The organism is Halorussus litoreus, assembly GCF_003382685.1.
Classification (GTDB): domain Archaea; phylum Halobacteriota; class Halobacteria; order Halobacteriales; family Haladaptataceae; genus Halorussus; species Halorussus litoreus.
In genome coordinates, this window is record NZ_KZ859506.1 from 87,214 (window position 1) to 100,316 (window position 13,103).

8 protein-coding genes and 2 pseudogenes are annotated in these 13,103 nt (G+C 64.8%); 3 read left to right on the forward strand and 7 right to left on the reverse strand.

The genetic code is table 11. From position 1 onward, the window contains the following. Window positions 1-4 precede the first annotated feature (4 nt). The 4 genes and pseudogenes from DPQ64_RS02600 to DPQ64_RS02615 all read right to left on the reverse strand — a co-directional run. On the reverse strand, window positions 5-910 hold the full coding sequence (locus tag DPQ64_RS02600; protein WP_115862797.1) for an ABC transporter ATP-binding protein: 906 nt from the start codon (window positions 908-910) through the stop codon (window positions 5-7). Between the two features lie 150 nt (window positions 911-1,060). Then, window positions 1,061-1,657, reverse strand: a pseudogene (locus DPQ64_RS02605) (DNA-directed DNA polymerase); the annotation flags it as partial. 28 nt (window positions 1,658-1,685) lie between these two features. Beyond that, complete coding sequence (locus DPQ64_RS02610) at window positions 1,686-2,555, reverse strand: PDDEXK family nuclease (RefSeq protein WP_115862798.1); 870 nt, start codon at window positions 2,553-2,555, stop codon at window positions 1,686-1,688. 10 nt (window positions 2,556-2,565) lie between these two features. Beyond that, a pseudogene (locus tag DPQ64_RS02615) lies at window positions 2,566-4,773 on the reverse strand (DNA polymerase domain-containing protein); the annotation flags it as partial. A gap of 228 nt (window positions 4,774-5,001) precedes the next feature. Between DPQ64_RS02615 and DPQ64_RS02620 the strand changes: the two are divergent. The 3 genes from DPQ64_RS02620 (at window position 5,002) to DPQ64_RS02630 (ending at window position 6,294) form a co-directional block, all read left to right on the forward strand. Continuing rightward, on the forward strand, window positions 5,002-5,187 hold the full coding sequence (locus DPQ64_RS02620; protein ID WP_115862800.1) for a DUF7331 family protein: 186 nt from the start codon (window positions 5,002-5,004) through the stop codon (window positions 5,185-5,187). A gap of 139 nt (window positions 5,188-5,326) precedes the next feature. Continuing rightward, entirely contained in the window at window positions 5,327-5,698 is a 372-nt protein-coding gene (locus DPQ64_RS02625; protein WP_232820463.1) for a DUF7322 domain-containing protein, read from the forward strand. 173 nt (window positions 5,699-5,871) lie between these two features. Next, on the forward strand, window positions 5,872-6,294 hold the full coding sequence (locus DPQ64_RS02630) for a DUF7346 family protein (RefSeq protein ID WP_115862801.1): 423 nt from the start codon (window positions 5,872-5,874) through the stop codon (window positions 6,292-6,294). A gap of 57 nt (window positions 6,295-6,351) precedes the next feature. Here the strand turns inward: DPQ64_RS02630 and DPQ64_RS02635 are convergent, their stop codons facing one another. The 3 genes from DPQ64_RS02635 to mre11 all read right to left on the reverse strand — a co-directional run bounded on the left by DPQ64_RS02635 (window position 6,352) and on the right by mre11 (window position 13,071). Beyond that, window positions 6,352-8,820 (reverse strand): M61 metallopeptidase family protein, encoded by a 2,469-nt coding sequence (locus DPQ64_RS02635; RefSeq protein ID WP_115862802.1) that lies wholly within the window; start codon window positions 8,818-8,820, stop codon window positions 6,352-6,354. A gap of 127 nt (window positions 8,821-8,947) precedes the next feature. Further along, window positions 8,948-11,614 carry a DNA double-strand break repair ATPase Rad50 gene (rad50, locus tag DPQ64_RS02640; protein ID WP_115862803.1) on the reverse strand — a complete coding sequence of 889 codons (2,667 nt, stop codon included), beginning with the start codon at window positions 11,612-11,614 and terminating at the stop codon, window positions 8,948-8,950. Then, the gene (gene mre11, locus DPQ64_RS02645; protein ID WP_115862804.1) at window positions 11,611-13,071 is read right to left on the reverse strand and encodes a DNA double-strand break repair protein Mre11; all 1,461 of its coding nucleotides are present in this window, start codon (window positions 13,069-13,071) and stop codon (window positions 11,611-11,613) included. The genes rad50 and mre11 overlap by 4 nt, the downstream gene beginning before the upstream one ends. Window positions 13,072-13,103 lie beyond the last annotated feature (32 nt).

Consider the following 13,103-nt stretch of genomic DNA (forward strand, 5'->3'; position numbering starts at 1 on the left):
CACCTTACGCGGCCTCGTACGCTTCGTCGCGGACCCAGTCGTACCCCTCGTCCTCCAGCTTCTCGGCAAGTTCCGGACCGCCGCTCTTGGCGATCTGGCCGTCGAGCATCACGTGCACGTGGTCGGGCTCGACGTAGTCGAGGATGCGCTGGTAGTGTGTGATCTGGAGGATGCCCGTTCCCTGCTCGTCGCGGAGGGCGTTGATGCCGTCCGAGACGTCCTGCAGGCGGTCGATGTCCAGCCCGGAGTCGATCTCGTCGAGCACCGCGATGGACGGTTCGAGGATGGCGGCCTGCAGCACCTCGTTCTGCTTCTTCTCGCCGCCCGAGAAGCCGGCGTTGAGGTACCGCTGGGCGAACTCCTCGTCGATGTCGAGGAGTTCCATCTTCTCGCTCAGGATCTGCTGGAACTCGGCGACGTCGACCTCGCCCTCGTCGGCGGGGCCCTCCATCGGGCTGGTCTCGTAGCCGGCGTCGTCGTCTTCGTCCTCCGCGGCGTCAGCCTCGTCCTCGAAGAGTTCTTCGCGCTCCTCGAGCTTGGCGTTGAGCGCCTGTCGGAGGAAGTTCACCATCGTGACGCCCTCGATCTCGGCGGGGTACTGGAAGCCGAGGAAGACGCCGAGCGCGGCGCGCTCGTTGGGTTCGAGGTCGAGCAGGTTCCACGTCAGCTTCTCCTCGGGTAGCTCCTCGCCCCACTCCTCGTCGTCGAGTTCGAGCAGTACTTCGCCCTCGGTCACTTCGTAGGCCGGGTGGCCCGCGATGACCTTCGCCGTGGTGGACTTCCCGCTCCCGTTGGGGCCCATCAGGGCGTGGATCTCGCCGGACTCGACCGTCAGATCGACGCCGTCGAGGATCTTCTCGTCGGCCTCGACGACCTCAGCGTGTAGGTTGTTGAGTTGTAGCGTTGCCATTGTTAGGTTCACCTAGGTCGTTCGGAGAAAGGGGTGACCGACCCATAATGCTTTCGCATTCCCACGAAGTTGGTTTTCTAATGCGGAAAATAACTTTCGCGAATGGGAAAACGTGGCACGCCCTCCGACGGGCGGGAAGTACCGCGTTCGTTAGACGAAACTGCCGAGTCCGGTCTGCTCCTGGCCGGTCTTGACCTCCTCCCACGACACGTCGAGGGCTTCGAGGATGCGCTCGATGGGTCCCTTGAGGGTCTTGTCGAGCATCCGGTCCCAGTCGACGTCGAACTCCTCGGGGATCTGGTCGGCGAACTCGAAGCAGATCACGTCCGGTTCGCGCTTGAACTCGCAGTAGAGTCGGTCCTCCTTCGAATTGCCGCTCGGGTCGAAGCCGCGCTCGTTCTCCATCCGCTGCCAGAAGTCCGGGTGGACCCCGTCGAGGTAGAGGCGCTTTGGCTTGCTCCCGCGCTGGAAGTTGGTCCCCAGCAGGAGGTTGGCGTACTTCGCGCCACGGACCTGCGCGGTGTCGGTGTCGTAGTTGTCGAGGCGCTTGCCGATGCCGCCGGGGATGCCCACGTCGTCGAGGTTCACGTTCCCGCGCTGGTAGTCTTCGATGACTTCGTGGACGTACTGCTCGACGTCCGCCAACTCCTCGCCGTGGACGATCATCTCGATGACGCGCTTCTGGACCTCCTTGGTGATGGGCGCAATGTCCGAGCGCTTGTACTCGAACCCGGTGATGTCGACTTCCGGCGGGCGCAGTATCGTTCCTGGTAGTTCATTCATCGTCTATCAACTCCAGTAGTTCATCTCGTCGGTCCCACGGAATGTGGATATCACAGGGAATCTTTTCTCCAACCACGATGTACGTGTACGACGGGAATTCACTTGTGAAACGCTCTGCTTTTCGAATAGAACGTTCGTTCGACCAGCCCTTAACTTCGATGATACATGTCTCAACGACAAAATCAGGGTAATAAGAGCCTATGGATAGTTCGAACTCCAGTTCGTAGTCGTATTGAATGCCCTGTTGTACTAACAGCCGACCGATTTCCTCTTCCCAACTTGATCTCACCTTGTGGGACAACTCGTCGACTTCGTAAGGCGATGGATACGTCGGTTCTCTTCCTTTCAAACTTTCTGATAGAGCTTGACTATACATGTCTGTCTGCATATAGGACCGGTCCATGTTAGAGGACGACTCTGAAATCGCTTTCCGGTGGTCTTTACTTATTTCGTTCCCAGTATTCTTTATCGATATTTTCCGCTTCGCTTCTTCGCTCATCGTACGACCAGTGTTTGCCTGACGAATTTTCTCCCGAACGGCTTGTCGTTTTGCTGGATTGGTTTCGCCAGCAAACTGGTCGGCGACCTCGTGGCGTTTCATCGGATTGTTCTCGCCGGTAACGGACTCACGGTGTGTCCGAGTGTCGACAATTTCGTCCACCATGTCTGACGACAGCCACTCGTACTCCTCTGCGATGGCATAACATCCCCAGCCATACGTGTATTTGTCTTGGATTTCCGAGCTATATTGTTGCTCGACCCACTCGACGGGATCGCAATCGTGGCTCGCTCGAAAGTGCATCACCTGTAGCTTCGATAGCACTTTGCCACAACCTTCGACAGGACACTGAAATTTGGTCATTTTATCTAATCCAGCTTTTCAGTCCTGCGTAACGCTTTTTCGTGCCCGCTTGGAAGAAGCGTCGATAGAGTTTCTCGAACTCGATCTCAAAGCGATGTTCAGTTGCATTCAACCGCTCTTCCGCAAAGGCGTCGTACGACTCGTTGATCTGTTTCTCTAATTCGAACCCTTTGTTGATACTTGCCACGATGGTTTTTAACTCCTCGGGGTCCATCTCTGGGTAGTTCTCTTCCAATTCATTTGTCAAACCGGCGTTATCCTCCACGTCCTCTGGGCCTATTTGACCGAATTCTAACATGACGGAGTCGGTGTCGCCATATATCACGTCGTAGCCGAAATCGGTGACCGTCTCCTCCGTGTAGTTGATGACCTCCCGGCCGGTCGCCGTGACGGCCGCCGCGTTGTCCTTGTCGTAGAGTCGGAAGCGATCCCATCCCGACACCCCATATAAAGAATTCATCACGACTTTGACAGAAGCTTGCTGGTTGTCGTAGCGGTCGTACGGCTCCGTTCCGGGTTCGTGCTGGTCGCGCAGGGTCTTCTTCTCCTCGCGCTCGGTCAACAGCTCGTCGATCATCTCCCGCATCATCCCCGCAGGCTCCGTCTTGAAGTGCTGGCCCGTCGGGGTGCGGTAGGTCTCGCCGTCGTACTCGTCGGGGTCGACCTTGGTCTCGGGAGAGGCGTTGACCGTCCACATGCACATCGGGTAGAGCGACTTCAGGTCGAGCACCGAGACGTTCTCGCGGACGCCCGTGATGGGTTCGAAGACCGCGCCGCCCTCGAACTCCTCGCCGGACTCGACGGTCCCCTTCGAGGGGAGCGCGAACTCGCCGTAGGCCTTGTGGAGCACGTACATGTCGACCGCGTCGCCCGCGGTCGGGGCGTCTTCGAGCTTGCAGCCGACGAACGACGCCACCTCCTCGAAGAAGGCGACGATGTCCTGCTTGCGGTCGAGTTCGACGCACAGCTCCACGTCCCGGAGGTTGTACTCCAGCAGGCGCTCGGGGTCGTCCTCCCAGAGGTCGCCGATGTCGCCGCTGTAGCGTTCCTTGCCCACGCCGAGTTCGACCTCGCCGACCGCGTCGAGCCTGTAGGACTCCAGTTCGGTGCGCTGGGTGCTCTTGTACGCCCGTAGCAGGTCGAAGACGACGCGGCCCTTGACGTCGGGGCCGTTCCAGTCCGAGCGCCAGACCTCGTTCACGCGCGACAGCTTGTCGATGTCCAGATCGTAGTCGTGGTGAGGTCCCTGAAGCTCCTCCATCCGGTCGAGGAGGTAGGGGGCGTCGAAGTCCGCGAAGTTCCAGCCCGTGAGGATGTCCGGGTCAGTCTCTCGGATGTACTCCACGAACGATTCGAGCATCTCCTCCTCGGACTCGAACACCCGGAGGTCGGCCTCGAAGTCGTCCTCGATGGGGTCGTAGCGCTCCAGCGCCGCGGGACCGTCGACGCCGTCTGGCGACTGGTAGAGCCAGTTGACGTACTCGTCGCGGTACGAGTCGTGGGAGGTGAGACAGACGATTTTCTCCTCGCCGTCCTCGGGGAACCCCTGCCGGTCGTCGACCTCGATGTCGAAGGTGTTGACTCGCGGCGTGACGTTCGACTCGACCGGTTCGATCTCCTCGTGGGGAACGTGGATGTCGCCGTCGTCGGCGCGGCGCTCGGGCACCCGGACGCCACTCTTGATGTCCTTGTCGATGAGGAGCCGGTTCGGGAACAGGATGTCGGCCTCGTAGTGGTCGAACTCGTCGCGGACCTGCCCGACGTCGCGGGGCGTCCGACCGATGATCTTGACCAGTCGCTCGCCACGGATGGACTCGAAGGGCTCGCCGTTCTCGTCGGTCTCGCGGTAGTCGATCAGCCCGTCGTACTGGGCGATGCGCTCGTCGTCCACGGTCCCGACGGGCGCGTAGAAGTACGGCTCGAACCCGTGGACGTGGACGTGTTCGAGTTCTTGGTCCTCGGTGCGCCCGAACACGTGGACGACGGGCTCCTCGTCGTCGCCCGATCCCTCGACGGTGTAGTCGACCTGCACCACCGACAGCTCCACCTCGCCGTCGGCGTCTGGCAGCCAGTCGGCGGCGTCGACCACGGAAGCGGCGGGCTGGTTGTCGCCGCCGGCGACGGCCTGGGCCTCGGCTTCGACGTCGCGGTCGGCGTCCCCGCCCTCCGAAAAGTCGGAGAGGTCGAACTGGCGCTCCTCGGACCCCGAATTGCTCATGTGTGGCGATTTGGTGCGTTCGGGATAAAACCCCTTCTTTTCCCGGGGTTCGAGGGGTCGTCGGTTCGACCGGAACGCAGCCGTCTCGACCGACGACGGGGCGGTCGAGCGGCTTCAGAGTCGATTTCGGATGGAGCTATCCCGCTCCCCTCGTCGGGTTCCGGAAATCCTTGCCGGAGGGAAAGACATATAATGTGTTAACACTTACCACATCCCGAGGTGACGCCAATGTCCGACCACGCCAACTCAGGTGACGAGCTGGACCGTGCGGAAGCGGCGCTTCCCGAAACCGACGAGTCGGAAGCCGCCATCGAGTCCTACGACACGGAGGACGGCATCGTATTTTACGACGCGGAGAATCCACTGGCGTGGTTGAAGGCCGGCGAGCCGCTCGCGCTCAGCGAGCAGCTCTGAACGGGGTCGGCCCGCTCCGGACTGCCCGATCCGCGCCGAACTGCACCGAATCGCTCAAATTACTCCGGAGTGCACCGAGCCGCCCAGACCCGCACCGCGGACGAAGCCCTTTTGCTGGTTCCCTCTCGACTGTCGGGTAGTGGCTGGTGACGATCCGATAGACGACCCGATTCCCGACGGCGCGGACGAGGCGGAGGCCGAGCTTCGGCCCGACGACCCCTCGGAGGACCTCGCCCCCGACGCGCCCACCGTGACCGACCCTTCGGAGGGACTCGGACCGGAGGTTCCGGGGGTACCCGACCCCGACGAGATCGACGCGGACCCGGAGCTCCGGCGGCAGTTCTGGTCGCTCGTCCTGCTGTTCAACGTCGCGCTGTTCGGGATGGCGCTCGGCGTGATGCTGGTCGGCTTCGAGGGGCGCTGGCGAGTCGGTGGCGCGCTGTTCGCGGTCGGGACCGTCGCGTTCGTCCGCGGCTGGCGCGGGTACAAGCGCGCGGCCCCGGATGAATGATTCGCGGTGGCGGGTGCGGTCGCGGTGGCGGTTCTCATAGGCTCACGCAGAATCGCTGAGATGTCGCGGTGGCCGTCGCTGTCGCCGTAGCGGCGGCGGTTGCTGTCGCGGTAGCGGTTGGAGAACCCTCAGCATCCGGAACTGCTAACCACCGCCCGTCCCAACGACCTCGCATGCGAACCGTCCGGGACGAGGCCGGCGACACGTTCGTGCTTCTCAAGGAGTCAAGCGACTCGTGCAAGCTCCGGGACCCCGAAACCGGCGAGGAGACCTACCGGGACGCCGCCGCACTCGAACCGGTCGCGGGCGAGTCGCCGCTGACAACCACAGCACAGGCAGTCCCAGAACCGGTCCGGCGAGTCCTCACCGCGACTCCGGACGAGCGCGCGCTCGGCCTGCTCGTGGACCTTCGCGAGCGCGGGCCCCACTCTGTCCGGTACCTGCTCGACGCCACCGACCTCTGCGAGAGCGACCTGCTCGGAATCCTGACGGAGTTCCGCGCCGCGGGACTCGTCGAGGAAGCCACGGTCGCTGGCGAGCGCGGCTATGGGACGACAGAACTCGCCGAAGACGGACTCGCTAGTCTGCTCGACTGACGACCGGCGGGGATACACGGCTGACGACCGGTGAGTAGGAGGGCGGAATCCGAAACGCTAGCGCAGACGCCGCTTGAGCAGGCCGACCGCGAGCACAGCCAGCATGGCTCCAGCCAACACCGGGACCGGTATCGAGCGAACCGATTCGATTACGAGCGTCACCGGGCCTTCGCTCCCCCGAAACGTAACCGACTCGTGGGCGGTCGCCCCGAACTCGTCACGGACGACGGCGGTGACGTTCTGCGTGCCGTCGACGTACTCGTACTCGTAGGTCGTCCCGGTTCCGACCCGTTCGCCGTCGACCAGCCAGCGGATCTCGTACTCGCCGTAGTCCTTGTCCACGTCGGCTTCGAGTGTCTCGGTCTCGCCGATTCGGCCGGTCTCCTGCCCGAATACGTCGACTTCCGGTTCGGCGGTGAACAACACGAGCCAGTCGCGCTGGACGACCCCACCGTTCTCCAAGGCCACCCTGACGGTCACGTTCCTGTATCCCTGATACGGGTCGATCAGGTCGTACGTTACGTTCGCCTCGGAAGCCGCGTAGTAGTTCCCCCCGCGAACCTGGACCTCCGAGCCGTTGACCAACACCTTGACGTAATCCACGCTGTAGTTGGTGTAGTCGAACGTCGGAGAGACGTTGAAGTCCTGCTTCGCCGGATAGACCGGAACCGTCCCGTTCGCACCCGTGGTCGCAAGCTGCGAGGTGGCGTCGAACTGGACGCCGACGGTCGACGCCGGCGGGAGGGATTCAGGCTCGGCCGACTCTTCGGATTCCTCGGACTCGCCCTGGAACGTTTGCTCCACGACCTCGATTGTCCCCGCGAACGCTCCCTGCGTGCCAGAGAGGTCGCGGGCCGTGACCTCGTAGTCGTACTCGCCCAGCGAGGCGTTCTCCGGCACGACCAAGTAGAGCCGGACGGTCTTCGTCTCGCCCGGAGGAACCTGGAAGTAGCCCGCTTCGGCCCCGTCGACCGCCTGGAAGTCGACGTACTGGCCGCCGGCGAAGAACGTCCAGTTGCCGGGCCGGGGTGACTCGAACCCGAGGGCCACGCTCGCGTCCGTGCCGTGGTTCGTCACCTCGACCGGTATCGACAGCCGACCGCCGGGATGCATCTCGAGGCTCCCGTTCGCGTCGGCCGGTTCGACCGAGAGGTCCGAGTCGATGCCCGAGTCGGTGTACAGGTACGGATTCTCGGGCGGTTTCGGCGGCACGGCATCGGTCGTCACGTACCGCTCCACCCTGGGTTCGAGGTCGGAGCCGCCCACCTCGGCCACGATGTCGACGAACTCCTCGTGGGTGAGTTCTCCGGAGTGGTCGTTCATCCGTCGCAACACGTCGTCGTAGCTGCGTTCACCGTCGGTCGCGTTCCGGATGGCGGCGTCGAGCCACGCGGTCACGAGCCCGCCCTTGCGGTAGTTCGAGAGCGAGATGGGGTCGCCCTTCCACGTGTCGGGTTCGGAGAGTCGGACGTTCCGGTGTCGGTCCAGAATGTCCCACTCGCGCCTGAACTGGTCGAACGTCATCTCGCCCTGGTGCCACGAAATTAGGGATGGGTAGTACTCGGCGTTCCCCTCGACGGTCCACTCCGCAGAGGCGTCGGTCTCGTAGGACTGCTTGCGCTGGTGGACCGCCTCGTGCCTCCACGTGAAGGACCGTGAGCCGGTGGCGCTGTTGTGGACGATGACGTCGCTGGCCCACTCCTCGGAGTCGACCGCTTTGGAGTAGGTAATCCCGACTACCTCACCGATGTCGTGGCCCACCGCGAGGAAGGTGGCGTTCGGATCGAGCGAGACACCGGCGTCGATGCCTGCATCGGTCTCCCGGATGGCCTCCACAACCTCGGTCCGGTTCACGTCAAACCGCACGTGGTCGGGGACGACCAGCCTGACCGCGCCCTCCTCGACCTCCGCGACGTACTCGTCGTACGGCCCGAGAACCGCGAAGGTCTCGCCCGCGGTGCCCTGCCCCTCGACTGCGATCTCGCCCGTCCACTCGTTCGCGTCAGAGCGAAGGCCGTCGTACGTCGCGCCGACGACGGCGTAGCCGTCGCCGCGCGCCGCGCGCTGGGGGCCCACGTACTCGTTGCCCGGCCTGCCGAGGTGTTCGGCGTCGGCGACGTACTCGATGCGGGCGACGCCGCCGCTCCCGGTCCAGCGGAACGTTGTCTCGGACCCGCCCCCGCTCTGGCTCATGCGGGATGTCGAAACGTCCTGAATCGGGTGGTGTACGGTCTTCGTGAGGTGGTCGACGCCGCTCCCGACGTGATACTCTTTTATCACCCGGATCTGGTCGGGACCGGTGTCGCGGAGCGAGAAGGTCGTTCGAACGAACAGTTCGCCCGGCGCGGCCTGCGACCGGACGACCGTCGAGTTGCCTTCGCTCTCCGCGGGGACGACGGTGTCGGTGATTCCCGCGTGCTCGACATTGTCAGTGCTGCCGGTGGACGCGACGACACCGGCGCTCCCCGCCGTCGCGACGAGCGAACTGACGAGAAGGAGAATAATCGCCGCCGAGACTGGTCGCATACCCGATAGGGGCTGTCTCCGGTACAAAAGAATTGCCGTGTACAGGCAATCTGTGCTGAAAATTGATAGCTCTGTGAGCTGTAGAGCGACGAACTGTTCTCCGTAGTACGAGGACGACCGAACGTGCTCAGTCCGCGGCTTCCAGCAGCCGCTCGCGCCGTTCGACCGTCGAGCGGTTCGACACCGCGTCCTTCTCGACGTAGACCACGTCGTCGGCGGCCGCGACCAGTTCGTCGTCGTGGCTCACGACCACGATCTGCTCGACGCCGAGCTCCCGCATCGACTCGATGAGCTCCGCGAGTTGGGATACGTGGCCCGAGTCGAGGAAGACGGTCGGCTCGTCGAGGATGAGGGTCGGCATCGGCGCGCCGCCCTCGATGCCCTCCGAGAGCAGTCGGTAGATGGCACACCGCAGGCTGAGGTTGAACAGCGCGCGCTCGCCGCCCGACAGCTGCTGTGGGTCGAGCGGTTCGCCGTCCTTCTGGTACACCGTGAGTTCGTACTCGCCGTCGAGTTCGATGCGCGCGTACGAGTCGTTCTGGTAGACGAGATCGAACACCTCGTTGAGCATCCCCTCCAGCTGGTCGACGTTGCGCTGGCGGAGTTCGGCTCGGAGGTCGCCGTACAGCTGCTGGAGCTGTGCGGCTTCGTCGCGGAGCGACTCCAGCGCTTCGACGCGCTCGGCGAGTTCCTCCCGGCGGTCCCGAAGGTTCTCCAGCTCCTCGATCTCGTTCTCGACGCCGCCGATCGCGTTCTGGAGGTTGTTCCGCCGGTCTTCGAGTTCTTCCAACTTCACCTCTACCTTCTCCAGATACGCATCGGCCTCCTTCCTGTCCTCGCGTGCCGACTCGACCTTCCCCTCGTCGTAGCTCTCTCGGAGGTCGCGCCGACGCTCGCGCTTGTCTTCCAGGCGGTCGCGGCGCAGGTCGTTCTGCTGTTCGAGGCTCTCGCGTTGCTGGCGGTGATTTTCGACGTCGTCCTCGGCGTCCTCGACCTCGCTCTGGAGCGACTGAATCTCCGCCAGTCGGTCCTGCCTGGCCGCGATCTCCTCGCGCTCGGCTTCGAGTTCTTCGACCGTCTCGCGCCGGTCGTCGGCCTTCTCGCGGAGGTTTCGGGCGTCCTCGCGCTTGTCCACAGCGTCGGCTTCGAGCTCGTCGGCCTCCTCGCGGAGCGTCTCGGCCTCCTCGCGCTTCTCCTCGACGGTCTCCTCGCGGTCGGCTACCGACTCCTCGGCCAGCTCGCGGTTCTCCCGGAGATTCCGGACCTCACGCTCGGCCGCCACGAGGGTTTCGGCGCGCTCGACCGCTCGCTCGACTTCCTCGCGTTCCTCGCGCAGGTCGGCCAGCTCGTCCGCCAACTCGGCTACGCGCTGGCGGTCATTTGCCAGCGTATCGACGTGCGGGGAGTCCTCGACCGGCTGCCCGCACTCGGGACACTTGCCCGCTTCGAGCAGTTCCTCGGCCTCGGCCACGCTGTCGCGGGCGCTCTGGAGGTCGGCCTTCGCGTCTTCGATCCGGCTCCGAAGGTCGGCCGTCTCCTCGCGGCGGTCGTCGAGGACCGATTCGGCCTGACCGAACTCGACGGGGGCGTCCTCGAACTTCCCGCGCTCGGTCTCGATCTGGTCGTCTAACTCCGCCACGCGTTCGCGGCGGGCTTCGAGGTCGGCCTCGGCCTCGTCGGCCTCGGCCTCGCGGTCGTCGGCCGCCTCGCGCTTGTCGCTCGCGTCGGATTCCAACTCGTCGGCCCGCTCGGCTAGATTCTCGGCCTGATTGCCGAACATCTGGGCCTCCGTCTTCGCCTCGTTCAACTCCTCGGCCACCTCGTCGTCCTCGGCGTCGAGTTCGTCGAGTCGCGCCTCGATGGCGTCCTCGTCGGCCGAGTCGAGGTCGGTCTTGGCCAGTAGCTCTTCGACCGCCGCCTCGCGGTCCTCGACTCGCTCGCGTAGCTCCCCGATTCGCTCGCGGTGGTCGGTCCGGACCTGTTCGGTCTCGCTGATCTCGGTCTCAAGCTGCTCGATGTCCTCGTTCAGCGACTCCAGCTCCTCGCGCTTCTCCTCGTAGCTCTCCAGCACCTCGACGGCCTGCTCGCGGGTCTTCTCGGCGGTCTCCCGGTTGTCCTCGAAGCGGTCGATCTCGCCCGCGGTCTCCTTGCGCTTCGACTCGAGGTTGTTCAGGCGCTCGTGGAGGTTCTTCTCCTCCTTCTGCTCGACCTGTTCTTCGATGCCCGAGAGCTTCCCGCGCTTGTCGTCGAGCACGCTCTTCACCCCGAGTCGGGCGTCGCTGGCGCGCTCGCGGTACTCCTCCAGCTTGCCGAGCTGGAGCAGGTCGTCGATCATGTCCTGTCGCTGGCCCGGCGTGGCGTTGATGAGCTTGTTGACCTCGCCCTGCCGGACGTACGCGCAGTTGACGAACGCCTCCGAGTCCATGCGGAACAGCTTCGTAACGGTCTCGCGAACGTCGCGCGCGCCCTCGACCGTGTCGTCGGGCGTCTCCAGCACGCACTCGGCGGTCTTGGCGCGCTCGCCGGTCGCCCGGATGCGCCTGCGGACGTGGTACTCCCCGCCGTCGTGAGTGAACCAAAGTTCGACGATGGCCTCCTCCTCGCCGATGGTCACCACGTCGTCGAGCGTGCGGTCGAGCGCCGTCGCGCCGTACAGCCCGAAGAAGCAGGCCTCCAGTAACGAGGACTTCCCGCTCCCGTTCAGTCCGTGAATGACGGTCACGCCGGCGTCGAGTTCGAGGTCTGCGCCGGCGTAGCACTTGAAGTTCCGGAGGCGGACGCGGTCGAACTTCACAGGTACTCCTCCAGGGTCTTGTCGCTGCTGTCGGTAGTTTCGGTCGTTTCGGTTGATCCGTCAGCGGTTGCGTCGTCGGCCGCTGCCTCGGCGGCGGTTGCGTCGTCAGCGGCGGCGTCGTTGCCGGTGGCGTCGTCAGCGGTCGCAGCATCGGCCACAGCCTCGGTGGTCGCGGTCGACTCCGTCGCTTCGGAATCGGCAGTCGACTCGGCGGCGTCGTCGGTGGCCGCGTCGCCGGACATTTCGCCGTCGGCGGTTGCGTCGTCGGACGTTCCGCTGTCGGCGGTCGCGCCGTCTGCGGTCGCGTCGTCCACGTGCAGGGGTTCCGCGTCGTCCGGCGCGGGCTCGAACGCCGATCTGTCGCCGTCCTCGATCAGGTCGCTCACGCGGCCCTGAACCGACTCTCGGACGTTCGCGTCCGCGATCTTGCTCTCGCGGACGGTCCCGTCGATGCCCCGCGCGGCCTCGCTCAGGCCGAGGTCGCGGACGCGCTCGCGCACGGCCTCGTCCGGGTCGGCGAACGACACGTCCACGTCCTCCTCCTCGTCGTCGGCCTCGCGGCGGTCCTTCACGCGGGCGACCAGCGCGCCCTGCTCCAGCGCGAACTCCTCGACGCGGGCGGGCGTGACCTGCTCGCCCTCGCCGGTTATCTCGACGATGGCGACCTCGTCGTCGAGGTCGTGCTCGCGGAGCGCCTCGCGCACGCGGTCGATTCCCTCGCCCTCGCCGAGGTCCGCCTCCACGAACGCGAACTCGCGGGTGGCGTCGAGACCACGGCGGCTGATGGCGACCTCGCCGTCGAACTCCACGATGTTGTAGCCGCGATCCTCTCGCTCGTCCGAGCTACAGCGCTCGGTCGACCCGCAGTAGGTGACCCACGCGTCGGCGACGCGCTTCTTCCCCGGCTTGTGGTTGTCGCCGAGCAACATTGCGTCGAAGTCGCGGTTCGACTCGGTCAGCACCTCCTCTGCGTCCCAGTCGCCGAGGTCGAACGGCTGGAACAGGCCGTGGCTCACCAGCGCCGCGTGGTCGGCGTCGTGTGGCGCGAACTCGTAGTCCAGATCCCCGCGCTTGGACTTGGCAACGTGGTCGAGCCCGTAGAACGCAGTTTCGCCGACGCGCACGGGGTCGTCGCCGAGGCGCGTGGCCAGGCCGAGCATCTCGAACAGGTCGAGCCACTGCCTGCCTCGCGTGCCCTCGTGATTGCCGACGATGGCGAGAAACGGGACGTCGGCGTCCCGGAGTTTGCTCAAGATGGAGATGGTGCCGTGGAGAGCGTCGAGGTCGGGGCGACGGTCGTGGAACAGGTCGCCGGCGTGGATTACGGCGTCGACGTCCGCCGCGATGGCGTCGTCGACGACCTGCTCGAACGCCCGGCGGAAGTCCGCCCGTCGCTCGGGGGAGTGGTACTGGCGGTACCCGAGGTGGGTGTCCCCCGTGTGTATCACCCGTGTCATCGGTTCGTGGTTGGCGTGCGGCGCCTAAAGGC

What these genes read in the sequence shown, in the direction of transcription:
- DPQ64_RS02630 (WP_115862801.1), top strand. Translation starts at nt 5,872, where the DNA reads ATGCGAACCGTCCGGGACGAGGCCGGCGACACGTTCGTGCTTCTCAAG.
- DPQ64_RS02600 (WP_115862797.1), bottom strand. Translation starts at nt 910, where the DNA reads ATGGCAACGCTACAACTCAACAACCTACACGCTGAGGTCGTCGAGGCC.
- DPQ64_RS02635 (WP_115862802.1), bottom strand. Translation starts at nt 8,820, where the DNA reads ATGCGACCAGTCTCGGCGGCGATTATTCTCCTTCTCGTCAGTTCGCTC.
- mre11 (WP_115862804.1), bottom strand. Translation starts at nt 13,071, where the DNA reads ATGACACGGGTGATACACACGGGGGACACCCACCTCGGGTACCGCCAG.
- DPQ64_RS02610 (WP_115862798.1), bottom strand. Translation starts at nt 2,555, where the DNA reads ATGACCAAATTTCAGTGTCCTGTCGAAGGTTGTGGCAAAGTGCTATCG.
- DPQ64_RS02620 (WP_115862800.1), top strand. Translation starts at nt 5,002, where the DNA reads ATGTCCGACCACGCCAACTCAGGTGACGAGCTGGACCGTGCGGAAGCG.